The organism is Echinicola salinicaeni, from assembly GCF_014280965.1.
Classification (GTDB): Bacteria; Bacteroidota; Bacteroidia; order Cytophagales; family Cyclobacteriaceae; genus Echinicola; species Echinicola salinicaeni.
In genome coordinates this window covers 292,790-314,155 of sequence record NZ_JACODZ010000006.1, presented here as the reverse complement: position 1 = coordinate 314,155, position 21,366 = coordinate 292,790, and the positions used below count along the sequence as shown (strand labels likewise).

Below are 21,366 nucleotides of genomic sequence, written 5' to 3'. Positions count from 1 at the left end.
AAATAGTTTTTTGCTGTGTATTATTCATAAAGACTTTGGAAACCTTTACTGACTTTGCATTAATTTTATTTCTGAAGAGAAGCCCACGAATAATTTTAAGATGTACGCTAAGATTGCTTTTGTAAAAGAAATTTATAATCGCTTTTCACCATCTTTATATGGATTTGGGGAAATATTATTATCTCATTCAAAACCCGTGGAGTGTTAAGGATAACGGGAAAATGGAGCAGTTCATCGAAATTATTTTTCGGAATTTTACTATCCACCTATCTTCAAAACATTATTCATCTTAACTTCAAACTTTATGAAAACTTTTAAAAGAACCCCATTGCTATCGCTGTTGATTATAGCTTTGGTCAACGGATGTGTAGTCCCCAGCCTCTATCCTTTGTATACAGAAAATGAATTGATAATAGATGAAAGATTAGAAGGAGTTTGGGTTGATAATAATGAAGGTGACGATGATTTTGGCTTAAAAATCAGCAAATCTAATCCACGCGACTCTAAAGATAGTTCATTATCCAATAGTGCAGATAAACTCTATCGATTGGAACATACAGATGATGGGGAAACAGTGATCTTTGACCTTTTTTTGGTAAAGGTTGGTAATTCCACCTACTTAGATTTTTTCCCAAATGAATATCCGGACCAAGAGTTCAAAAATTTATTCGGGCTAATGCACATATATCCAGTTCATACTTTTGCGAAGGTAGTTATTAAAGAAAATGAACTTATAATTCAGAATTTTGATGGTGACTATATAAAAAAAATGATCGAACAAAATAGGGTCAAAATCTCACACGAAAATATTTCAGGAGAAATATTACTATCGGCTTCTCCAAATGAATTACAAAAATTTGTCTTGAAGTATGAGGATGAACCTAAACTATTTGAAGGAAAATCCATCCTAAAACGCAAAGGCTAAGTGAAACAGTCTAAAAAGAACAAAGCATACGCAATCCTCCAAAACAGCATGTTCAACCACTTGCTGTTTTGGACCGTTTCCTATTTTATCCTGATCAATATTTTTTCCAATGCGAATAAGATCTTACCGGTAGACAGAATATATACTTTGATATTTATGGTGACGCTGGCATTACCTGTTTACCTCAATCTTCAATTCCTAATTCCTAGATTTCTCAGAACAGGAAAATACTTGGCTTATTCGCTTGGAGTCATACAAGTGCTAAGTCTTGGGGTAGCCTTCAATGCCATCCTATTTGGCCATTTAATTGACTATATTCTCCCAGGTTATTATTTTATCTCCTATTATACCCTCTGGGATTTAGCTAAGTTTTTCTTGGCCTTCCTTATTTCAAGTACCCTAATGAAACTCTCCAAGGAATGGTTTGAGTTACTAAAAACGCAAAAGGAAATCAGTGAACTGGAGAAAGAAAAAACAGCTATTGAACTCAAGGCCCTCCGTTCACAAGTAAATCCACACTTTCTTTTTAACACTTTGAACGTGCTTTATACCCTCGCTTTGGACAAGGCGGAAGAAACACCTGAAGTAATCATCAAATTATCGGACTTATTACGCTACGTGATCTATGATTCCAATAAGGACAGCATCCCTTTATCTGCAGAACTGGAGCAAATCAACAATTATATCAGCCTACAAAACTATAGGACCGAAAATACGGCTAAGGTAAAGCTCACCAAATATATAAAAGAAGATATCCACATTCCTCCTATGCTATTGATTCCATTGGTAGAAAACAGTTATAAACATGGTATCAAAGGGGATTTGGACAATACCTTCATCGATATCCAGATCAATGCAGACAAGCGTAAGCTTGACTTTGAAATTGAAAACAATCTTCCAGAAGCAAGAGACATCAAACAGACAGACCATGGTGTTGGATTGGCCAATATCCAAAACAGATTGGCCCTGCTTTTTCCGGAAAAGCACCTTTTCCAAATATCAAAAGACGAACATAAATTTAAAGTTAGCCTAAAACTAAGCCATGAAGATTAACTGCATCATTGTTGAAGACGAACCCACATCCAGGGACTTATTGGAAAAGTATATTGCGGAATGTTCCTCTCTTAATCTTATTGCGAGTTGTAGACATGCTTTGGAGGCATTGGAAATTATCAACACTAAAGAGGTGCAGTTAATATTCCTAGATATCAACATGCCGAAAATCTCCGGCTTGGATTTTTATAAGTCGCTTACAAAAGCTCCCTATGTGATCTTCACAACGGCTTATCCACAATATGCCATTGAGGGATTTGAGTTGGATGCTGTGGACTATTTACTGAAACCATTCCCCTTTGAGCGTTTCCTCAAAGCAGTACAAAAAGTACTCAACAAGGTAAATACTGGTTCATCCAAACTGAATAAGGAACCAAAACATATAGTCCTAAAAGCCGATAAAAAACTATACCGTGTGGATATCGATGATATTTTTTACCTAGAGGCCTTCGGGGATTATATAAAAGTAAACTGTGTGGATAAGTCCATTTTGGTTCACGATACCTTCCAAGGCCTTTTGGGACAACTCCCTGAAAGTGATTTCATCAGGATACATAAATCCTATGCCATAGCCATTAATAAGCTGGACCATATAGAAGGTAATATGGTCCATATCAATAATACCACCATCCCAATCGGCCAAACCTATAAAGCCGAATTTCTTAATAGCATTAAAGCATAATTAAACAAGAGAACAATTATTGGTCAAATAAAGGCGGCCTCCTTTCATCCCATTCGGTTGCTTCCTGATACATTCTTCCCAACATGATCAATTTTTCCTCCTCATATAAGTTTGCCAGAAAGGTGATGGAAGTAGGACTACCTGATTCATTAAAGCCATTGGGCAAGCAAAGTGCAGGATGCCCCGTCAGGTTAGTGATCAACAATTGGTTTCCCGCAAAGGAAGGACTAATGATTACATCATAATCTTTGAAAAGTGAATGCATTTCCTCTACTAATAAGGCCCTGAGGCGACTGGCCTGTATATACTCCACTGCAGGGATAAAACGTGAAGCCCGAAATAGATTAGGCCAAGCATTCTTGTTTTGAGATACCAAAAGATCATCTTTTCCGGATCTGGTCATTTGATCAAAGGCAGCCGCTCCTTCTGCCATCAACATAATAATCATGCTGCTCACTGGAATATCAGTCTTTAATTCCAAAGGAGTTAAGTGAATACCATTTTCCCTCATCACTTCCAGCACAGCCATATCACTTGACCCCCCTGCCTTTTCAGTATCGAATAAATCTTTGAAATAGCCTACTTTTAAATCACTAAGTTTATTATCCGCATCATAATTAAATGCCGCCGGAATCGTACTCTTATCTTTAGCATCAACACCATTTAAAACTGACAAAATTATTCCATTATCCACAGCAGACCTGGAAATTGGCCCTATTTTATCCATGCTCCAACTCAATGCCATCGCTCCATATCGACTAACTCTTCCAAAAGTAGGCCTTAAACCTGTCACTCCATTTCTGGTAGATGGAGAAACAATACTTCCATAGGTTTCTGTACCCAAAGCAAAGGGGACAAGACCGGCACCCACGGCTGAAGCAGACCCTGCAGAAGAGCCAGAAGATCCCTGTTTCAAATTCCAAGGATTCCTGGTTTTCCCACCATACCAAACATCCCCCATGGCCAATGCCCCTAAAGTAAACTTGGCAACCAAAACGGCCCCTGCCTCATCCAACTTATCTACAACAGTAGCCGTCACATCAATTTCCTGGTCCTTATAGGGCATTGCTCCCCACGTGGTTTTGGTTCCCTTTACAGCGAACAGATCCTTAATACCATAAGGTATTCCATGAAGCGGGCCTCTATATTTCCCTTGTTTGATTTCCTCATCCATCATTTTGGCCTTATTCAGCGCTTCCTCTTCCAGTAAGAGGATAAGACATTCCAAGGTGTCACTATATGTCTTTAGCCGCTCCAAATAAAGCTTTGTCAAGCTTTCTGAAGTAATTTTTTGATTCCTGATCAATGTGGATAAGTCCGCAGCGGTCATAAAAGCGATATCATTTTCCTTTGCCGGTAATTCAGCATTTTTAATCCCCCAATTAAAATCATATTGCTCTTGATCCGGATAAAAGCTATGAGGAAGGGGATTAAAAGTTATAGCAGGGCTAACCGAGTTATCAAGATCAGTTATGCGCATTGCTTGATAATCTGCCATCTGTTCATCAAGCAATGAAACCATGCTGTCGCGTTCAGAAGGCAAAAACTCTAAACCTATGAGTCGTTCGGCCCAAGAAATGGCTTCAGCAGAAATCTCTTGGCTACCCTTACCTATTACAAATCCCGTGATCAATAAACCCAAGCCAAAAAGGAATATTGGCCAAAATGCAGTGTTTTTGTTTTCCATGAGTTAGTTTTGTAAGGTTTGAGGGGGAAATCCCCTTAGGAAGTTAGAAAATTTTATTATGGAAAAAAATCAGGAATTTCCACGTTTTTCTATGCCTCTAAGGGGGCTATTGTTACTGGCAGGAATGACGACTGTCGCTTGGGGAGCATTCTTCAAATGGTTTGGTGCTCCTTTGCTTTCTTGGCTATCCATGCACCCAGAAGTGCCTGTCGATGTCAGTTCTAATATTTATGGCAGCTTTGGCCTGATCATAGGTTTCCTGATTTTCCTCAGCGGATTCTATCCCATTAGTTGGCTATACCTTATTATGGTAGGAATAGGTGGCAAATTGATCTCTGCTATCTGGTTTACTGTTTATTATGTTGACACTTTAGGTTGGAATAAGCGAACCATATTTCATTTGGGCTTTAATGAAGTATTGTGGATAATAATTCTATGTATTGTGCTCTGGAAAGCCCTTCAGGTAAAGGATTATTTAAAAACTATTGAAGAATAAGTGGAATTTGATTTTTTAGTCGTTTATTGATGAAAAAGTGATATTCATTATCTTTTTTTGACAATTAATTTTCTTAGTATATATTCACCTTTTGAATTTTATAATCATTCTTAGCAATTTTTAATTGTGTAGAGCTAAAAATAGGTACTTGAATTTTCTAATCATCTTTATTGATAATTAAATAGCTTAAATCTTTTCATCAACTAACATAAAAAAATGGACGCAGCTAAAGTTGACCTTTTTATCATGACCAACAGCAAATATTTTGAGGGTCATCAATTACCACTTATCAGACAACGCTTACTTGAGCTTGATGACTCCATGTGGAATATTGTACAAGTATTACAATTCAAAGACCCTACCACCAGTTTGATCGTTTCCTTGCTTGGCGGTAGTCTAGGAATTGACCGTTTTATCATTGGAGACACCGGTAAAGGAGTAGGCAAGCTGCTAACCTGTGGTGGCTTTGGAATCTGGGCCATTATTGACTGGTTTATGATTCAAGGTGCAACAAGAGAAAAGAACCAACTAAGACTTCAAGAAGCCTTATCTGTAAGCGCTTAATATGAATTCTGGCAGCAAAAAGCTTTATATGCTTTTGATTTCTGCCTTAGGGGCAGGGTATATTTGGATAATTTATCAGCTGATCTTTACTTCCCATCAACAGGAGAAAGGGCTTACTGTTTGTTTGATCAAAAATGTCACTAATATTCCCTGCCCTTCATGTGGAAGTACCCGATCAGTGCTTTCAATCCTTCATCTTGATTTCCCAATGGCCATTTATTATAATCCTTTGGGATTTCTTATTGTTTCGGCCATGATGATCCTCCCATTTTGGATACTATTGGATATGGTATTTGAAAAGGAAAGTTTTTGGAAAGTATATCAAAAGCTGGAACAAAAGTTAAAAAAACCATCTCTAGCCATTCCTTTAATCCTTTTGGTACTTATCAATTGGGCTTGGAATATCTATAAGGGCATATGATCCAAATTCAAACCTTCGATTATAAACCTGGTGAACATGAAGCTGAAAAAGCTTCCAATAGCTATCTCATGTCACTCATCGCGCTCATCGCTGGACTGCCTCTTCCTATTATCAATTTACTCGCTACCTTGATTTTCTTTCTGGGTAACCGGAAGGGCACTTACTTTGTCCGATGGCACTGTACTCAGGCATTGCTTTCGCAATTTTCGCTTTTCTTTATGAATACTGCAGGCTTTTGGTGGACCATTGCCATCCTATTTAAAGATAGCACTGTTAATAATATTTACATCGCCTATATTTTCACCTTGGTAATTTTTAACCTAACAGAATTTATCGCCACTATCTACAGTGCTATTCAAGTACGCAAAGGAGTGCACCTCCACTGGTGGTTTTATGGTGGACTTACCTCAGCAATTTGTAAAAAGACCCTATGAAAAAAGTATTCCTCCAAAGCTTCTTACTGCTAGCCTTATTCCTTTTTTGCTGGTTTTCCCTCGCACAAATCAACTGGACATCAATTTTTGAAGTGGAAAAATCAGGACAAGAACTTGAAGAAAAGCTGGGCGAACAACTATGGGAAATATATTCCAGAGAAGGACGAGAGGTGTTCAATGATGATATTATACAATCCTTGGATACCATCATTCATACCATTTGTCATGCCAATAAAATAGATCAAGAATCAATAAAACTACATGTTTTAGAAAAAGATGAAATCAATGCCTTTGCTATGCCAAATGGTCATTTGGTTATTTACACTGGACTTATCAAAGCTAGTGAAAACCCTGAAGAACTGGCCGGTGTCATATCACATGAAATTGCCCATATAGAATTAAACCATGTCATGAAAAAACTAGCCAAGGAAATGGGCATCTCCATGCTGATTTCTATAACTACCGGTAATGGAGGCGCAATAGCGGAAGTGGCCAAGCTATTATCTTCCTCAGCATTTGATCGGGACCAAGAAAAGGCAGCAGACTTACAAGCATCAGATTATTTGGTCAATGCCAAAATCGATCCTAAACACTTTGCCGATTTCCTTTATAGACTGTCCTTGGATGATCCTGAAATCATGCGTTATATTACTTGGATCAGTACGCATCCCAATTCCAATGACAGGGCTCAAAACATCATTGAATATCAAGAAGGGAATTTAGTGATCAGTGAACCTATCCTGGACAATGCTACTTGGAAAGAAATAAAAACCTTAGTACAATAAAAAAGGGGCTGATTTAATTAAATCAGCCCCTTTTTTATTTATTGTCTATCAAGATCAGGTCACTAAGATCAAGATCAACAAAATAATAATAATGGCTCCGACAGATAAAAAGATGCCTCCGCCCATGGTCTTGGCTTCTTTCTTCAAGCTTCTTAATTCATCCCTCACTTCTTTTCTCTCCTCTTTACTCATTTCACTAAAATCCATGGCTTTTATTTCATCCACTCTGGCTTTCATTTCGTCCAGTCTTGCTTCATCTTCAGGACTTAGTTCAGTTTCATCTTTGTCTTTCTTAATGGGCTCTGCCATTACACCTGGTGCAAATGCAGTGAAAGTAAACATCACCGCTAAAAAGAACGCTAATCTTTTCATATAATTTAAAGTTTAGTGAAATAAAATAATTAATAATGTCTCAATAATATACAAAAATCCCATTCATTTTAAAATGAATTATCTTGATCAACTAGCTACTTAATCAAATATTAATCCAAAATATTCATTTTAGCTATATTATTTAAGCTCAGAAAGAATACAGCTCCTAATAAAAATATAGTAGCTCATTTATTTTATAGGTTAATGGACAAAATCAACTGAATATATAAAGTATTGAGAACTGACTTTTCATGTTCAAAGAAGATCGAAAAGCCGCACTGACCTTTGCATTATAATTTGTAATTTAGCCACACTCCCAAACTGGGTAAATTGCCCCTAGGGCTAATTCAAACATTATAAGCCAATTAAACCAATGTCCAGTTCAGACAAGAAAAAACTGTTTCTACTAGATGCGATGGCCCTGATCTATAGGGCGCATTTTGCTTTTAGCAAAAACCCAAGAATAAATTCCAAAGGGCTTAATACCGGAATCATGTTGGGATTTACCAACACTTTGCTGGAAGTAATTGAAAAACAAAAGCCCAGCCACCTAGCTGTAGCTTTTGATACTTCGGCACCTACTTTTCGTCATGAGCAGTTTGAAGCCTATAAAGCCAACCGTCAAGAGACTCCCGAAGATATCAGTGTGGGGATTCCATGGGTAAAACAGATCGTGGAAGGATTTAATATTCCAATTCTTGAACTGGATGGTTATGAAGCAGATGATATTATCGGAACCATCGCAAAAAAAGCCGAATACAAGGACTTTGAAGTGTTTATGATGACACCTGATAAGGATTATGGCCAGCTAGTGGATGACCATATCTTCCTTTACAAGCCAGCCTTCATGGGAAATGCGGTAGATATCATGGGACCAAAGGAGGTATGTGAAAAATGGGAAATTGAAAGTCCTGACCAAGTAAGGGATATTTTAGGGCTGATGGGAGATGCAGTGGACAACATTCCGGGAATCCCGGGCATCGGTGAAAAAACAGCCAAAAAACTATTGAAAGCCTACGGGAGTATTGAAGGCTTATTGGAGCACACAGAGGAACTGAAGGGCAAGCAAAAAGAAAACGTAGTCAATTTTGGGCAGCAGGGAATATTGTCTAAAGAGCTCGCTACTATCATGCAAAATGTTCCCATTGAGTTTAATCCAAAGGATTTTACTTATGATGGACCGGATGAAGAAAAACTTAAAGCCTTGTTTGCCGAACTGGAATTCCGAACCTTGACCAAAAGAGTATTTGGAGAAAGTATTAAGAAACCTTCGGTTAAAGTCAATGAACAATTAGGCTTATTTACTGGGCCACAGGAAACTGAAGAGGAGGAAGATATTGAGGAAGCCAGCCCAATCCCAACACCAAGCCAAATGGATTCGATTTTTTCAAAAGCCCATGATTACCATAAAGTAGATGGAGTAAAAGCCATCGAAGAATTGGTGGAGTATCTAGAAATCCAGGATGAGCTTTGCTTTGATACAGAAACTACTGATGTAGATCCTAACAGGGCTGAACTGGTTGGAATTTCCTTTGCCTATATTACTGGAGAAGCTTTTTATATTCCTATACCATCAGATCATAAAGCAGCCCAAAAATTATTGGCGCCTTTAAAGCCTATTTTTGAAAATGATAACATCACCAAAATCGGCCAAAACATAAAGTATGATGTCTTGGTACTGAAGAATTATGGCATTGAGGTAAAAGGCACCTACTACGACACCATGTTGGCCCATTATCTCATAGAGCCAGAAGGGAAGCATGGCATGGACTGGTTGGCAGAACACTATCTCAACTATAAACCTGTTTCCATCGAAAGCCTTATTGGTAAAAAGGGCAAAAACCAAGGCAATATGCGGGATGTGGACGTGGATAAAGTAGTCGAGTATGCCTCAGAAGATGCTGACATTACCTTACAATTGGCCCAAAAACTCAATCCAGACTTAAAGGAAAGAGGTCTTGAAAAATTATTCTATGAAGTAGAAACCCCTTTAATTCCTGTTTTGGCTGCCATGGAATTCGAGGGAATCAGTTTAGATAAGGAAAGCCTAGCTGAATTATCCACGAGCTTGGAAAAAGATATCACCGAAATCGAGGCAAAAGTCTATGAGATGGCCGGCACCAAATTCAACCTGGCCTCTCCAAAACAGCTGGGAGAGGTGCTTTTTGTCAAAATGGAACTGGATCCTAAGGCCAAAAAAACTAAAACTGGTCAATATGCCACCGGTGAAGAGGTTCTTTCCAAGCTGGCCCATAAACATGAAATTGCACGCGCCATTCTTAATTTCCGGGAATTGGTAAAGCTCAAAAATACCTATGTAGACACTTTGCCTACACTGATCAATCCAAAAAGTGGCCGAATCCATACCACTTATAATCAGATAGTCGCTGCTACGGGAAGACTCTCTTCAGTCAATCCCAATTTGCAGAATATTCCGATCAGAACAGAAAGAGGCCGGGAAATTAGAAAAGCATTTGTAGCTAGGGACAAAGATCATGTAATCTTAGCAGCGGATTATAGCCAAATAGAACTGCGTATCATGGCAGCCTTCTCCAAGGATAAATCCATGATAGAAGCATTCAAAGAAGGTAGAGATATCCACAGTACTACTGCTGCCAAAATTTTCCAGGTACCATTGGAAGAAGTCACCTCAGACATGCGTAGAAAGGCCAAAACAGCCAACTTTGGAATTATCTATGGCATTTCAGCATTTGGATTATCCCAAAGGCTGGATATTTCACGTACTGAAGCAAAGGAAATCATTGATGCCTATTTCAAGGAATTCCCAGCAGTAAGTGAATACATGAATGATTGTATCGAAAAGGCCAGGAAAAACGAATATGTGGAAACCATTTTGGGCAGGCGTAGGTATTTGAGAGATATCAACAGTCGAAATGCCACCATGAGGGGATTTTCTGAAAGAAATGCCATTAATGCTCCAATTCAAGGCAGTGCGGCAGACATGATCAAAGTGGCCATGATCCAAGTGCACAAATGGATGCAGGAAAAACAATTGAAATCCAAGATGATCCTGCAAGTACATGATGAATTAGTTTTCGATGCACATAAGGATGAGGTAGATCTATTGAAAAAGGAAGTTCCAAAACTGATGACAGAAGCCTTGCCAATAGAAGTGCCAATGCAGGTAGAAGTAGGCGTAGGCAAAGACTGGCTAGAGGCCCATTAAGAAAAGAATTTGAAGTTATCCACAAAAAAATAAATGGTCATATCATTGGTAACTGAGTCTAGAGGTGGCACGGTCCTTTAAACTGTTTTCCACTGTTCGCCATTTGAAATGGCGAACATTTAAATAAAGGGCTTTTAAAAAGCCCCTAATAAATATTAAATCAGAGAATATACTGATTAACAAAATGGATTATCAATCCAAGCTATTATTAGATCGGAATTGCAAATTCCGATCAGCAAGTTCAACATTTCCTGCAGGCTTGGCCGGCTTTAAATAACTATTAAACGAATAACTCATTCATGCCTAAAATAAAAACTGCTTTTTTCTGCCAGCAATGTGGTGCCCAAAGCCCCAAATGGGTGGGAAAGTGCCCAGCATGTGGCGAATGGAATACTTATGTTGAAGAAGTTATCCACAAGGAAGAATCAGGCCGAGGAAGCTGGAAGCAGGGTTCTGAAAATAATAAGCGACAAGGTTCGCCCAGAAAATTACAGGAAATCAACTATGAAGAGCATCCAAGACTAATCACCCAAGACCCTGAATTGGATAGGGTTTTGGGAGGAGGAATTGTGCCAGGCTCACTGACCCTGATAGGAGGAGAACCGGGCATTGGGAAATCCACTTTGATGCTGCAAATAGCCTTGATACTTAATCAGACCAAAGTGCTATATGTCTCTGGGGAGGAAAGTGAAAGCCAGATCAAAATGCGAGCTGACCGAATGCAGTTTAAGTCTGATAATTGCTTTGTGCTTTCTGAAACGAATACCCAAAATATTTTTCAACAGATCACTGCCCTCAAGCCAGAAGTGCTGGTCATCGATTCCATCCAGACTTTACACAGCAAACATGTGGAATCTGCAGCAGGCAGCGTTTCCCAGGTAAGGGAATGTACAGCGGAGCTGATGAAATTTGCCAAGGAAACAGCTACTCCTGTTTTTCTTATTGGCCATATCACCAAGGATGGTTCTATTGCAGGTCCAAAAATCCTAGAACATATGGTGGATACTGTTTTGCAGTTTGAAGGAGACCGTCATTTATCTTACAGGATTCTACGCACCTCCAAAAACAGGTTTGGCTCTACCAATGAATTGGGCATCTATGAAATGCGCGCAGAAGGACTCCGGGGAGTGGCCAACCCATCCGAAATCCTGCTTAGCCAGCGCGAAGAAACCCTCAATGGAGTGGCCACTGGTGCCATGCTGGAAGGAAACCGACCATTATTGATAGAAATCCAATCCCTGATCAGCCCAGCCACTTATGGTACGCCACAGCGAAGCAGCACGGGCCATGATGCCAAAAGGCTGAATATGCTCTTGGCTGTTTTAGAAAAAAGGGGTGGAATGCGACTGGGCAACCAAGATGTATTCCTGAATGTAGCTGGAGGTATGCGTGTGGATGATCCGGGTCTGGATTTATCTGTATGTGCAGCCCTATTATCATCTTATGAAGACACGCCGATTTCACCTGACCTTTGTTTTGCTGGCGAGGTAGGCCTAGGTGGCGAAATCAGGGCAGTCAACAGGATAGAAAACCGCATTGCAGAGGCAGACAAGTTAGGATTCAAAAAAATCATTGTTTCCAAATACGCTGTGAAAGGCGTGGATTTAAAAGGCTTCGGCATAGAGATCATCCCCATCACTAAACTAGAAGAAATGTATCAACAGCTGTTTTTAATTAATTAAGCACAGATATATCTATCTGTGCTTATCCTTTTCATCAGGACTCGATAATAATTGTCCACAGATACACACAGATCAAGATAGATGAAATGTTTGACGTGTTTTATTTCAATATCTAACATAACATCTGTGTTTATCCTTCCCATCTGCGGTTAAAAAATTAGCGCTTATTATTTTTGTGATATGAAAATCTTTCAAAAACATATATCTCTTAAAGCTCATTCCAGGGGCTTCCATTTGATTACCGATGAGGTGGAAGATGCCCTACCTGAAATCAGGGAAATAAAAATGGGCACTTTGCAGGTTTTTATCAAGCATACCTCCGCTGGCCTCACCATCAATGAAAATGCTGACCCAACGGTACGAAAGGACTTCGAAACCTTTATTAATGACTTGGTTAGCGAAACTTATCCACGATTTATCCACACCTATGAAGGGCCGGATGATATGCCTGCCCATATCAAAAGTAGTCTCTTTGGTTCAACAGTAAATATTCCTATTTCAAATGGAAAATTGGCCTTAGGGACTTGGCAAGGCATATATTTAGGAGAATTCAGGAATTATGGCGGACCTAGAAAACTGGTCATCACGGCCATGGGTGCCTAAAAAATAAAGTGTGGAAAACCTGCTTTTATAGTTTTTCCACACTTTTTAGATCCATTTATATCAAATTGTTTTATTTAAGCATTTCCAGTATACTTTGTACTGAAATTTCACTATAATCATTGATATAATACTGACAAGGAGGTAGCTCTTCTTTAGTGTGCGAAGTAAGCACGCCAACCACCTGCATACCGGCGTTTATACCAGCAGAAGCACCTGAAAAAGAGTCTTCAAAAACTATACATTGCTCAGGATGTGCTTCAAGGTTTTCCGCAGACTTTAAATACACCTCTGGCTCAGGCTTATGTGTCTTCACATCTTCACTGGCCATAAAGGATTCCATCAATGTTCTTATCTCTAGCTTATCAATGATCAAATCCATATTGGCTCTCGGAGCAGAAGTTCCCACACCAGTTTTAAAGCCATTTTGCTTCAAGCTATTCAGAAATTCCAAATAGCCCGGTACTGGCTCCACCATCGGCGCATAGATTTCACGGAAAAGTCCTTCCTTTTCATTTTCCAATTCAATCAGTTCCTCTCCCTTAACCTCTCTCTGTAAAAAATGGCTAAAGATATAGCTATTGGGCTTCCCATACATATGCTGAGCATATTCCTCCTGGCTGGGATTCATACCCCTTTTAGCAAAAAACTGTTCGAAAGCCTTAGAATGGTAAGGATTGGTATGACAGATCACCCCATCCATATCAAATATCACTGCAAGATTTTTCATAGCGCAAAATTACGGCTTTTTATGGGATTGAAGAAGTAAGTGAATTATTGCTTTGTTAAACAAAGACTTAATATTGGAGACATGTTGATTAAGAGGTTAACTGTTTAATTGTGGATTGCTGTCAAATTGTCGAACAGTTGGATTGAAAATTTGTAAAGTTGAAAATCAGCCGGACTTAAGGCAATTTGGTAATCCATGAAAAACAGAATCATAGACTGAACTTTAATCTTTCAGCAGCGCAGATGTCGGGACAAAAAGGAGTTTTTGAGAAGCACTGTTCACTAAGCTTAACTCTTAATTTCTTTTCCTTAGATGAAAAGAAACGAAGCAAACCTGCCTAAAGGCGGTAGGAAGTGAAAAATCAAGACACAGCTAAAGTTTCTTCCCTTAAGGTCACTGCTGGCCCGCAGCTGTGGCAACCTCCCCGCAGATAATTTTTTACATGAACAACGAATTAGAATAATAAATATTCCTTGAAACAATTATTCATTCCCTATCTTAGAGTATAAAACCACTTTTCTATGTTAAAGGTAACCTGCGCCATTATTGTTCAGGATGGATTGGTGCTCGCTGTCCAAAGAAGTAAAAAGATGCAAATGCCCCAAAAATGGGAATTTCCTGGTGGCAAATTGGAAGATGGGGAATCGGAGCAGGAATGCCTGATCAGGGAAATCAAGGAAGAGCTGCATTTGGATATTATGCTAGGAGAGAAGTTGCCCGAAGTAATCCATAAATACCCTGATTTTAAAATCTGTCTAATACCCTTTATCGCCAGCATCCAATCCGGTGAATTGTATTTAGCAGAACACCAAGCCTACCATTGGCTACCAAAAGCCAAATTATTAGAACTGGACTGGGCAGAGGCTGATGTGCCAGTGGTGAAAGAATTTTTGAAAAGTACATGCTGACAAATTATTATGATAAAAATACCATCACAAAATATTCCTCTTTATTATTGAAACATCAAAGATTGTTGATAACCCTCCTAACACATACCCCTAACTCCTTCTTTACCTCAAAATCCCAAAAACGAAGTACTGTCCAGCCTTTGCGTCTGTAATAGTAATTAATTTCCCTGTCACGTTGCATATTCCTTTCGATTTTGGGAATCCAGAAATCTTTGTTGGACTTGATAGCATATTTTCTCTCAGCCCAGTTATGACCATGCCAGAAGGAGCCATCGATAAAAATAACCAGCTTGTATTTAATAAATGTAATATCAGGTCTTCCTGGCAGGTTTTGTTTGTTTGTGCGGTGATGGAGCCCTGTATGCCAAAGGGCTTTTTTGAGGAGCCTTTCAGGCTTAGTATTCTTGCCTCTGATCCTGGACATCATAAAAGACCTTTGCTTCGTGGTATAGAAGCCATTTTCCTCGGAGAAGCGGGGCACTTTGATCTTTTGCTCTGGATAAGACCTTTTCATATAAACCAAAAACCATAATTTACAGCCTTGGGGTTCCACAATTGCTATTAGAGTTTTAATTTAAAATATATTGTCCAATATTTGAATCGGGAAAAGCTTATCGTTCAGATCAGGACAATAGTACCTTGCCCAGCATAACTTTCATGAGAAAACTATGGATTTACGCACTGTAAATGTGACCCGATATATCCTTCCGCTAAGGGAGGGAGGCTCTTTGCCGGCCTTGACCGATGCCGATGATGGATTCAAATATGTTTTGAAATTCAAAGGTGCTGGACAGCGTGAAAAAGCACTGATTGCTGAACTGCTTGGCGGGGAAATCGCCAGAGCTTTGGGATTTAAAGTACCCGAACTGGTATTTGCCTTTTTGGACCCAGCATTTGGCAGGTCAGAAGGAGATGAGGAAATCCAAGACTTGCTCAAAAGCAGTCAAGGCCAAAACCTGGCCTTGCATTTTCTATCTGGTGCCATCAATTATGATGCTCTCGCCATGGAGGTAGATCCATTGCTCGCCTCCAAAATCGTTTGGCTGGACATGCTCATCACCAATGTGGACCGCACTTTCCGCAATACCAATATGCTGATGTGGAACAGGGAACTATGGCTGATCGACCATGGTGCAGCCTTTCTTTTCCACCATGCCTGGAGCAATTGGGAGAAAAGCGCCACTAAAGTATTTCCTATCATCAAAAATCATGTGCTATTGCCACGGGCGAGCCAGCTTGAAGAAGCCAACGCCCTATTCAAGGAAATGCTGAGTCCCGAAAAACTGAAGGAAATCGTGGCACTGATTCCTGAGGAATGGCTGTTGGCAAGTGGGGATGGAGAAGATGCTGAAGAATTACGAAACATTTATCAACAATATTTAGCGCTGAGATTTTCTTATGCCGATCAATTTACCAAAGAAGCCCAAGATGCAAGAACAGCACTTATTTGATTATGCCATCATCCGAGTGGTACCACGGGTGGAAAGGGAGGAATTTATCAATGCCGGAGTGATCCTCTGTGCATGGAAAAGCGGTTACCTTAAAGTAAAAACCTCATTAAATGAAGAAAAGCTGCTGGCACTGGACCCCGAAGCTGATATAGAAATGATCAAATTAAACTTGGCATCTTTTGATAAAATCTGCTTTGGTAAGGACAATGGGGGAAAAATAGCTGAAATGGACTTGGCTTCCCGTTTCCGCTGGCTCACAGCTGTCAGAAGCTCTATCATCCAAACTTCCAGGCCCCATAGCGGTTTCAGTAAGGACCTCGACCAAACCTTGGAAAAGCTCTTTGAGGAAAATGTACTTTAGTATTGCTTTGTTATAATTGTTAAATAGAGTTGCAAACCTGTCAGACTTAGAAGTGCTGACTCTCGGAAATTATTGAATCTTGGTGCGTAAAAACCTGACAGGTTTTAGTCGTTTTTCGGTAAAATCCATCCACTGTCGCTTATTTCAGGTTTGGAAATACCTGCAGCGATGCCTTTAGGCAGGAAATAAGAAATGCTTCCCTACTTATCCACATAAATATTTATAAGATTTATGATAATAAAATTACGGATGAATTAATTTATACACATCAAAAAAAATTCCTTACAGGAAACTATAATTGGACAAGGTCAGCAGCAGAATACAATTATGAAAATATTTTATTACTCGAAGATATCCACACTGTAAGATCTTTTCAAAAAGAGTTTGAACGGTTATGGCGAGAATTATAGACCATCTACGGGATTTAAATCTCTAATCATGAAATTTTTTTACACCTGCCTCAATGGCAAGCGGCAAATCATTTTCTTTTGGAGGAATGGGACAGGAATATTTGCCATTATAGGCGCAGTAGGGATTATAAGCTTTATTAAAATCAAGCATCATGGTATCTCCCTTTGGGATTTCCAAGCCTATAAACCTGCCACCTCCATAGGTACTTTCCCCATTGGTAAGGTCAGTGAAAGGTAAAAACAAATAATTTTTAAATTCCTCCATCTCCCTCAAGCTATGGCTTTGATAAATACTCAACACATGGATTTCACCTTCCAACTCAAAGTGAAGCTCACCGTATTTTTCATAAACAGGCTTTCTATCAGTAGTGGTGGGCATCTGAAAAGGAACTGCATTATTGGTACGAACAAACTTGGCTTCAACCCGATATTTTTTATTAACCGGAAAGAAGTCCAAAGATTCAAAATTTTTTAAATCTTTAGCCTTTAATGGAGACTCATCAGGATTGGAAAATTCATGGTTTAGTTCTGACTGAAATTCCAGAATTTCTTTTTTATGGTCTTGGGCATTTATTACCCCTGAAATAATAAGGCTTAAGAAAAAGCCAAATAAAAGTCCCTTCATATTTCATTCTTTATCAAGCAAATTAAAACAATTATCCTTTTTGGGAATAACTGAGATATCAATTCTTTATGCTTTAGTCAATGAATTGTCTATTTTAAGCCTATGAATCATGAAATAGGAAAATGGTTAATGGGTATCGGGCTGGGAATCCTGGGCATAGGTCTGATAGTTTATGTTTTTGGCAGCAAATTACACTGGTTAGGAAAATTACCTGGAGACATACGTATAGAAAAGGAAGACTTTAGCTTATATATTCCCATCACCACAATGATCCTGCTAAGCATTATTTTTTCTGTGATCATCAGGTTGATACAGTATTTCACCAAATAAATGCTAAAAGGATATAACTTAATTTCTAATACTCTCCGCGAAAAAGTTCTTTTTCCACATCTCGTTGGTAATGAAATTAACTGTGTCCAAAATCGCATAGATATTTTTGGGAACAAAGGGACTTAGGCGAATCTGGTAATTTCCATGACGGTCTTTCTGAATGTTCATTTCATATTTATTCTTCATATGAAGCAGTGCACGAGGAAAAAAGATCTGCACATGGGTAGAAGTCATTTCAGAATGAAAGCCAAATCGCTTCTTCTTATGATGATAATGCTGTAAAACGGCCTTTTCCTGAAAAGTTTTTTCTTGAATTACCAGAGCGGATTCCAACCATAACTTTGGATTAAACTCATGCTTTACCAATATATTCCCTTTCACAAAGGAATAATGGACGTAATTATCCAAATCCAGCTTAACTGGCATATTATTCTTAATCCCTAAAAACCTCCAGAGATTATCTATTTTCTTAACATCCATATGGTTATAGTTTTGGGTTTATTCTATCAGCCTGAAATAATCCTCAGCCGTAACTTTAAATGCATGACGTTCCTTTTCTGAATTAAGTATTTTATGCCAATCATCGTTTATTTTAACCTCAAATACAGTATTCTCATCGATGAGGGGGGTTAAATTAGCCACAAAATCAAAATGGGAATGCCTATCTCCGGGAATAAAACTGAGCGATCCCTGCTCATTATTCTCTAAGTTTTCCCACCTGATTTGTATTTCACTTTCCTTATTCAGAAGTTTTGAAGGCTCTAAATAAATAAAGGCCTTATCTTTTATACGACTTATAATAATAGAAAGGTTGATAAAAGGCAAATTTTCATCTTTTATCCTTTTTCCAAAACGGAAAATATCCAGCTTTGCTTCATCCTTTTTTTCCACATCATAATAATACTGACGCATATTTTTGAAATACAGCCTACTCGAGTCGGTAATATGGCTTTGGCTTTCATTTCCAGTATTATCCGCCCTGTATTCATTGAAAAATGAAAAGAAAAAAACAATCCCAATGGAGAGCAAACCAAAGATCTTGATGACCTTGATCAGTTCTGGGGTAAATATGGGCTGTTTGGCTGCCATCTATGGTCTATATTCAAAGGTTTTTCTAATATCTACTTTAACACAAAACTTAAATAAGGGCTAATTGAGTTCCGGCAATTGCTCCATAAGTAATTCCCAAGTTCTATCAATTTCTTTTATCGAAACATCTGTTTGACCAATCACCCATCTGATACAATAGTTTCCATCCAGCTTAGTATGGGTAAAAAATGCCTTTCCAGTTGCATTCACGGATTGCATCCATTTGGCGTTCAGAAAATTCAACTGTTCCTGACTAAGGGACTTATCCACAAACCTAAAACAAATGGTATTCAAGGGAATAGGAGCCAATACCTCTAAATTCTTATGGTTTTCGACCAAGTTGGCTACCTTTTTGCTAAGGAACAAATGCAATCTGAGTTTCTCTCTAATCCCTTCCAAACCATAAGACCTGATAACAAACCAAAGCTTCAAAGCCCTAAACCTTCTGCCCAATTGTACACCCCAATCCCGGTAATTATTCACATGCTCATCCTGTTCTGTTTTTAAATATTCAGGAGTCATGGAAAAAGTATTGACCAATTGATCTACATCTTTTACATATAACACCGAACAGTCGAAATTGGTAAACATCCATTTATGTGGATTAAAAACATAGCTGTCTGCCTTTACCATATCATCCATCATCCAGCGGCATTCTGGAAGTAATAATGCTGTACCTGCATAAGCCGCATCTATATGGTGCCATAGTCCAAATTCGTCACAAATCTCACCGATTTCCTTGACTGGATCAATGGCCGTGGAACTGGTGGTCCCCAAAGCTGAAACCACACAAAGAGGGGTAAATCCAGACAGTAAATCTGTGGATATAGCCTCCCTAAGGGCATTTGGATCCATGGCAAAGGACTTATCCACCGCTACTTTTACCAAGTTTTCCTCCCCTAAACCGACAATTCTCATCGCCTTATCCACTGAAGAATGCACATGGGAAGAACTATATACCCTGTATTTTTCCTTTCCAGTAAACCCACCCTTATTGATCGAAAAATTACTTGCCCGTTCTCTAGCTGAAAGTATTGCGCAAAGAGTAGCAGTGGAAGCAGTATCCTGAATCACTCCTTTCCAAGATACATTGAGTCCCTTAGCATCCCTTAACCATTCCAATACCCTTTCTTCCAACTCAGTAGCAGCAGGAGAGGTCAGCCAAGACATACACTGCGCACCCAATGTGGACATAAGCATTTCTGCCAAAATTGATGGTTCAGAATTATTGGCCGGAAAATAGCCAAAAAAGGCAGGATGCTGCCAATGAGTCATTCCAGGCAGGATAATTTTCTCAAAGTCCTGGAAAATATCCTCAAAAGACTCAGGCAGATTGGGCGCATTATCTGGTAGTTGTTGATAAATATCACCAGGCTGTACCTTAGGGCTAACAGGGTAGGAGCCCTTGTTTTCCATATAGTCTGCCATCCAATCTACGAGTTGATGGGCATGTTTTCTAAAATCCTTCTTATTCATGGTTTAAAATAATAGTAAAGAATAGTGAGTCGGGAGTATTGAGCTTTGGGTAAATACATCATCGCGAGAGGTCAACATTTTCTCAAATATAAAAGAGTAATATGACGTGAGCTTCAAATCGATGTCATGCTGACGATAGAGCCTGTCCCGATTACTTTCGGGAAAGCATCTCTTCCAGTAACGATTAGGAAAAGAGATCCTACCTTTGTCAGGATGACATTTTATTCACGCCAATGGTAGTAGCTCTGCGACATGGCGATCCTGACTTAAAGTTTTAATCTAGCGTCTCAAATCTAAAGGCTAAACTAATGCACATAGGATCCTGCATTGAAATCTATAGTACTCCCGGTAGCATGGTCTGCCAAACCTGAACATAGTAAACAAACCATGGGGGCGATATCCTTAGGCTCCGTCAATCGCTCCAAAGCGATATCCTTAATGGCAAAATCCTCCCCATATTGATCAATAAAATCCTGGGCCATCTCAGTGCGGACAAATCCAGGAGCGATGATAAATGCTCGAATGCCCTCTTTTCCATAATGACGGGCGATAGTTCTCGTAAATCCCAATAAAGCCGATTTGGATGCTGCATAGGCCAAATATTCCGGTGTATCACCACGAAATGCAGCCCTGGAACTAATATTTATTAACCTTCCATTCTTATTCAATCGGGCATGGCTAATAAACTCTTTACTGATAATGGCCAGTGAATTAACATTTACTGTCATCGTCTCAAACCAAACTGATATCCAATCCTTAGTATCAGCTTCACCTGAAATGAATTTAGCCATACCGGCATTATTGATCACTGCATCTATTTTTCCATATTTATCCACCAAACTATGGAACCATCCCTTAACTTGTTCAAGATCGGAAAAATCACATTGCACCAAATGGGACCTGTTTTCCAATTTTGATTTAAGATCTTGGGCCTCTTCTAAATGCTCGGAATAGTGAATAAGCACCTCTGCTCCAGATGTGGATAACTGCTCTGCAATGGCACTTCCTATGCCTCTGGAGGCACCAGTTACCAGGATTCGTTGATTTGAAAGGGAAATTTCCATAAAATATAATGGCTTTGGATTAAAAATAAGAAAT

25 protein-coding genes are annotated in these 21,366 nt (G+C 39.1%); 16 read left to right on the top strand and 9 right to left on the bottom strand.

Annotated features, from left to right (window positions below):
• Nucleotides 1–304: 304 nt before the first annotated feature.
• Genes H7U17_RS13495 through H7U17_RS13485 form a run of 3 tightly spaced genes read left to right on the top strand, consistent with a single transcriptional unit; the run spans nucleotide 305 to nucleotide 2,660 of the window.
• The gene (locus H7U17_RS13495) at nucleotides 305–925 is read left to right on the top strand and encodes a hypothetical protein (protein ID WP_186757263.1); all 621 of its coding nucleotides are present in this window, start codon (nucleotides 305–307) and stop codon (nucleotides 923–925) included.
• The gene (locus tag H7U17_RS20770; protein WP_186757262.1) at nucleotides 926–1,978 is read left to right on the top strand and encodes a sensor histidine kinase; all 1,053 of its coding nucleotides are present in this window, start codon (nucleotides 926–928) and stop codon (nucleotides 1,976–1,978) included. It abuts the gene before it with no gap.
• On the top strand, nucleotides 1,968–2,660 hold the full coding sequence (locus H7U17_RS13485; protein ID WP_186757261.1) for a LytR/AlgR family response regulator transcription factor: 693 nt from the start codon (nucleotides 1,968–1,970) through the stop codon (nucleotides 2,658–2,660). The genes H7U17_RS20770 and H7U17_RS13485 overlap by 11 nt, the downstream gene beginning before the upstream one ends.
• A 16-nt stretch (nucleotides 2,661–2,676) precedes the next feature.
• Here the strand turns inward: H7U17_RS13485 and H7U17_RS13480 are convergent, their stop codons facing one another.
• Nucleotides 2,677–4,347: an amidase gene (locus tag H7U17_RS13480; RefSeq protein ID WP_186757260.1), complete on the bottom strand. Its 1,671-nt coding sequence runs from the start codon at nucleotides 4,345–4,347 to the stop codon at nucleotides 2,677–2,679.
• 58 nt (nucleotides 4,348–4,405) lie between these two features.
• Between H7U17_RS13480 and H7U17_RS13475 the strand changes: the two genes are divergently transcribed.
• The 5 genes from H7U17_RS13475 to H7U17_RS13455 all read left to right on the top strand — a co-directional run bounded on the left by H7U17_RS13475 (nucleotide 4,406) and on the right by H7U17_RS13455 (nucleotide 7,047).
• Nucleotides 4,406–4,843 (top strand): hypothetical protein, encoded by a 438-nt coding sequence (locus H7U17_RS13475; protein ID WP_186757259.1) that lies wholly within the window; start codon nucleotides 4,406–4,408, stop codon nucleotides 4,841–4,843.
• A gap of 216 nt (nucleotides 4,844–5,059) precedes the next feature.
• Nucleotides 5,060–5,407 carry a TM2 domain-containing protein gene (locus H7U17_RS13470; RefSeq protein ID WP_186757258.1) on the top strand — a complete coding sequence of 116 codons (348 nt, stop codon included), beginning with the start codon at nucleotides 5,060–5,062 and terminating at the stop codon, nucleotides 5,405–5,407.
• Nucleotide 5,408: 1 nt separating this feature from the next.
• Complete coding sequence (locus tag H7U17_RS13465) at nucleotides 5,409–5,828, top strand: DUF2752 domain-containing protein (protein ID WP_186757257.1); 420 nt, start codon at nucleotides 5,409–5,411, stop codon at nucleotides 5,826–5,828.
• Nucleotides 5,825–6,262, top strand: a complete 438-nt coding sequence (locus tag H7U17_RS13460; protein WP_186757256.1) for a DUF4870 domain-containing protein — start codon at nucleotides 5,825–5,827, stop codon at nucleotides 6,260–6,262. Before H7U17_RS13465 ends, H7U17_RS13460 begins: the two co-directional genes overlap by 4 nt.
• Nucleotides 6,259–7,047 carry a M48 family metallopeptidase gene (locus H7U17_RS13455; RefSeq protein WP_186757255.1) on the top strand — a complete coding sequence of 263 codons (789 nt, stop codon included), beginning with the start codon at nucleotides 6,259–6,261 and terminating at the stop codon, nucleotides 7,045–7,047. Before H7U17_RS13460 ends, H7U17_RS13455 begins: the two co-directional genes overlap by 4 nt.
• A gap of 54 nt (nucleotides 7,048–7,101) precedes the next feature.
• On the opposite strand, the gene H7U17_RS13450 is transcribed toward H7U17_RS13455, so the two are convergent.
• Nucleotides 7,102–7,419 carry a hypothetical protein gene (locus tag H7U17_RS13450; RefSeq protein ID WP_186757254.1) on the bottom strand — a complete coding sequence of 106 codons (318 nt, stop codon included), beginning with the start codon at nucleotides 7,417–7,419 and terminating at the stop codon, nucleotides 7,102–7,104.
• A gap of 373 nt (nucleotides 7,420–7,792) precedes the next feature.
• Between H7U17_RS13450 and polA the strand changes: the two genes are divergently transcribed.
• From polA to H7U17_RS13435, 3 genes are all read left to right on the top strand, one after another.
• A complete protein-coding gene (polA, locus tag H7U17_RS13445) occupies nucleotides 7,793–10,606 on the top strand; it encodes a DNA polymerase I (protein WP_186757253.1) in 2,814 nt (937 codons plus the stop codon).
• Nucleotides 10,607–10,905: 299 nt separating this feature from the next.
• The gene (gene radA / locus H7U17_RS13440; protein WP_186757252.1) at nucleotides 10,906–12,288 is read left to right on the top strand and encodes a DNA repair protein RadA; all 1,383 of its coding nucleotides are present in this window, start codon (nucleotides 10,906–10,908) and stop codon (nucleotides 12,286–12,288) included.
• A gap of 180 nt (nucleotides 12,289–12,468) precedes the next feature.
• Nucleotides 12,469–12,891, top strand: coding sequence for a secondary thiamine-phosphate synthase enzyme YjbQ (locus tag H7U17_RS13435; RefSeq protein ID WP_186757251.1), 423 nt, complete (start codon nucleotides 12,469–12,471; stop codon nucleotides 12,889–12,891).
• Between the two features lie 70 nt (nucleotides 12,892–12,961).
• Here H7U17_RS13435 and H7U17_RS13430 read toward each other — a convergent pair whose 3' ends face one another.
• Complete coding sequence (locus H7U17_RS13430) at nucleotides 12,962–13,618, bottom strand: HAD family hydrolase (protein ID WP_186757250.1); 657 nt, start codon at nucleotides 13,616–13,618, stop codon at nucleotides 12,962–12,964.
• Between the two features lie 521 nt (nucleotides 13,619–14,139).
• On the opposite strand from H7U17_RS13430, the gene H7U17_RS13425 reads away from it, so the two are divergent.
• Nucleotides 14,140–14,526 carry a (deoxy)nucleoside triphosphate pyrophosphohydrolase gene (locus H7U17_RS13425; RefSeq protein ID WP_186757249.1) on the top strand — a complete coding sequence of 129 codons (387 nt, stop codon included), beginning with the start codon at nucleotides 14,140–14,142 and terminating at the stop codon, nucleotides 14,524–14,526.
• A gap of 55 nt (nucleotides 14,527–14,581) precedes the next feature.
• Here the strand turns inward: H7U17_RS13425 and H7U17_RS13420 are convergent, their stop codons facing one another.
• Complete coding sequence (locus H7U17_RS13420; protein WP_186757248.1) at nucleotides 14,582–15,040, bottom strand: very short patch repair endonuclease; 459 nt, start codon at nucleotides 15,038–15,040, stop codon at nucleotides 14,582–14,584.
• 154 nt (nucleotides 15,041–15,194) lie between these two features.
• Between H7U17_RS13420 and H7U17_RS13415 the strand changes: the two genes are divergently transcribed.
• From H7U17_RS13415 to H7U17_RS20655, 3 genes are all read left to right on the top strand, one after another.
• Entirely contained in the window at nucleotides 15,195–15,977 is a 783-nt protein-coding gene (locus H7U17_RS13415) for a HipA family kinase (protein ID WP_186757247.1), read from the top strand.
• A complete protein-coding gene (locus tag H7U17_RS13410) occupies nucleotides 15,955–16,338 on the top strand; it encodes a DUF3037 domain-containing protein (protein ID WP_186757246.1) in 384 nt (127 codons plus the stop codon). The genes H7U17_RS13415 and H7U17_RS13410 overlap by 23 nt, the downstream gene beginning before the upstream one ends.
• 185 nt (nucleotides 16,339–16,523) lie before the next feature.
• Complete coding sequence (locus H7U17_RS20655; RefSeq protein WP_186757420.1) at nucleotides 16,524–16,748, top strand: phospholipase D-like domain-containing protein; 225 nt, start codon at nucleotides 16,524–16,526, stop codon at nucleotides 16,746–16,748.
• A gap of 22 nt (nucleotides 16,749–16,770) precedes the next feature.
• Here H7U17_RS20655 and H7U17_RS13400 read toward each other — a convergent pair whose 3' ends face one another.
• On the bottom strand, nucleotides 16,771–17,373 hold the full coding sequence (locus H7U17_RS13400; protein WP_186757245.1) for a DUF1684 domain-containing protein: 603 nt from the start codon (nucleotides 17,371–17,373) through the stop codon (nucleotides 16,771–16,773).
• Nucleotides 17,374–17,475: 102 nt separating this feature from the next.
• On the opposite strand from H7U17_RS13400, the gene H7U17_RS13395 reads away from it, so the two are divergent.
• The gene (locus H7U17_RS13395) at nucleotides 17,476–17,703 is read left to right on the top strand and encodes a DUF2905 domain-containing protein (protein WP_186757244.1); all 228 of its coding nucleotides are present in this window, start codon (nucleotides 17,476–17,478) and stop codon (nucleotides 17,701–17,703) included.
• A gap of 18 nt (nucleotides 17,704–17,721) precedes the next feature.
• Here the strand turns inward: H7U17_RS13395 and H7U17_RS13390 are convergent, their stop codons facing one another.
• The 4 genes from H7U17_RS13390 to H7U17_RS13375 form a co-directional block, all read right to left on the bottom strand.
• Nucleotides 17,722–18,183 carry a hypothetical protein gene (locus H7U17_RS13390; protein ID WP_186757243.1) on the bottom strand — a complete coding sequence of 154 codons (462 nt, stop codon included), beginning with the start codon at nucleotides 18,181–18,183 and terminating at the stop codon, nucleotides 17,722–17,724.
• Between the two features lie 18 nt (nucleotides 18,184–18,201).
• Nucleotides 18,202–18,792, bottom strand: a complete 591-nt coding sequence (locus H7U17_RS13385; protein ID WP_186757242.1) for a hypothetical protein — start codon at nucleotides 18,790–18,792, stop codon at nucleotides 18,202–18,204.
• A gap of 60 nt (nucleotides 18,793–18,852) precedes the next feature.
• Entirely contained in the window at nucleotides 18,853–20,268 is a 1,416-nt protein-coding gene (locus H7U17_RS13380) for a pyridoxal phosphate-dependent decarboxylase family protein (protein ID WP_186757241.1), read from the bottom strand.
• Nucleotides 20,269–20,573: 305 nt separating this feature from the next.
• Complete coding sequence (locus H7U17_RS13375; protein ID WP_186757240.1) at nucleotides 20,574–21,332, bottom strand: SDR family NAD(P)-dependent oxidoreductase; 759 nt, start codon at nucleotides 21,330–21,332, stop codon at nucleotides 20,574–20,576.
• Nucleotides 21,333–21,366: the final 34 nt, after the last annotated feature.

Coding starts and splice junctions, on each gene's coding strand:
- H7U17_RS13495 (WP_186757263.1), top strand. CDS start 305: ATGAAAACTTTTAAAAGAACCCCATTGCTATCGCTGTTGATTATAGCT.
- H7U17_RS13485 (WP_186757261.1), top strand. CDS start 1,968: ATGAAGATTAACTGCATCATTGTTGAAGACGAACCCACATCCAGGGAC.
- H7U17_RS13480 (WP_186757260.1), bottom strand. CDS start 4,347: ATGGAAAACAAAAACACTGCATTTTGGCCAATATTCCTTTTTGGCTTG.
- H7U17_RS13475 (WP_186757259.1), top strand. CDS start 4,406: ATGGAAAAAAATCAGGAATTTCCACGTTTTTCTATGCCTCTAAGGGGG.
- H7U17_RS13470 (WP_186757258.1), top strand. CDS start 5,060: ATGGACGCAGCTAAAGTTGACCTTTTTATCATGACCAACAGCAAATAT.
- H7U17_RS13465 (WP_186757257.1), top strand. CDS start 5,409: ATGAATTCTGGCAGCAAAAAGCTTTATATGCTTTTGATTTCTGCCTTA.
- H7U17_RS13460 (WP_186757256.1), top strand. CDS start 5,825: ATGATCCAAATTCAAACCTTCGATTATAAACCTGGTGAACATGAAGCT.
- H7U17_RS13455 (WP_186757255.1), top strand. CDS start 6,259: ATGAAAAAAGTATTCCTCCAAAGCTTCTTACTGCTAGCCTTATTCCTT.
- H7U17_RS13450 (WP_186757254.1), bottom strand. CDS start 7,419: ATGAAAAGATTAGCGTTCTTTTTAGCGGTGATGTTTACTTTCACTGCA.
- polA (WP_186757253.1), top strand. CDS start 7,793: ATGTCCAGTTCAGACAAGAAAAAACTGTTTCTACTAGATGCGATGGCC.
- radA (WP_186757252.1), top strand. CDS start 10,906: ATGCCTAAAATAAAAACTGCTTTTTTCTGCCAGCAATGTGGTGCCCAA.
- H7U17_RS13435 (WP_186757251.1), top strand. CDS start 12,469: ATGAAAATCTTTCAAAAACATATATCTCTTAAAGCTCATTCCAGGGGC.
- H7U17_RS13430 (WP_186757250.1), bottom strand. CDS start 13,618: ATGAAAAATCTTGCAGTGATATTTGATATGGATGGGGTGATCTGTCAT.
- H7U17_RS13425 (WP_186757249.1), top strand. CDS start 14,140: ATGTTAAAGGTAACCTGCGCCATTATTGTTCAGGATGGATTGGTGCTC.
- H7U17_RS13420 (WP_186757248.1), bottom strand. CDS start 15,040: ATGAAAAGGTCTTATCCAGAGCAAAAGATCAAAGTGCCCCGCTTCTCC.
- H7U17_RS13415 (WP_186757247.1), top strand. CDS start 15,195: ATGGATTTACGCACTGTAAATGTGACCCGATATATCCTTCCGCTAAGG.
- H7U17_RS13410 (WP_186757246.1), top strand. CDS start 15,955: ATGCAAGAACAGCACTTATTTGATTATGCCATCATCCGAGTGGTACCA.
- H7U17_RS13400 (WP_186757245.1), bottom strand. CDS start 17,373: ATGAAGGGACTTTTATTTGGCTTTTTCTTAAGCCTTATTATTTCAGGG.
- H7U17_RS13395 (WP_186757244.1), top strand. CDS start 17,476: ATGAATCATGAAATAGGAAAATGGTTAATGGGTATCGGGCTGGGAATC.
- H7U17_RS13390 (WP_186757243.1), bottom strand. CDS start 18,183: ATGGATGTTAAGAAAATAGATAATCTCTGGAGGTTTTTAGGGATTAAG.
- H7U17_RS13385 (WP_186757242.1), bottom strand. CDS start 18,792: ATGGCAGCCAAACAGCCCATATTTACCCCAGAACTGATCAAGGTCATC.
- H7U17_RS13380 (WP_186757241.1), bottom strand. CDS start 20,268: ATGAATAAGAAGGATTTTAGAAAACATGCCCATCAACTCGTAGATTGG.
- H7U17_RS13375 (WP_186757240.1), bottom strand. CDS start 21,332: ATGGAAATTTCCCTTTCAAATCAACGAATCCTGGTAACTGGTGCCTCC.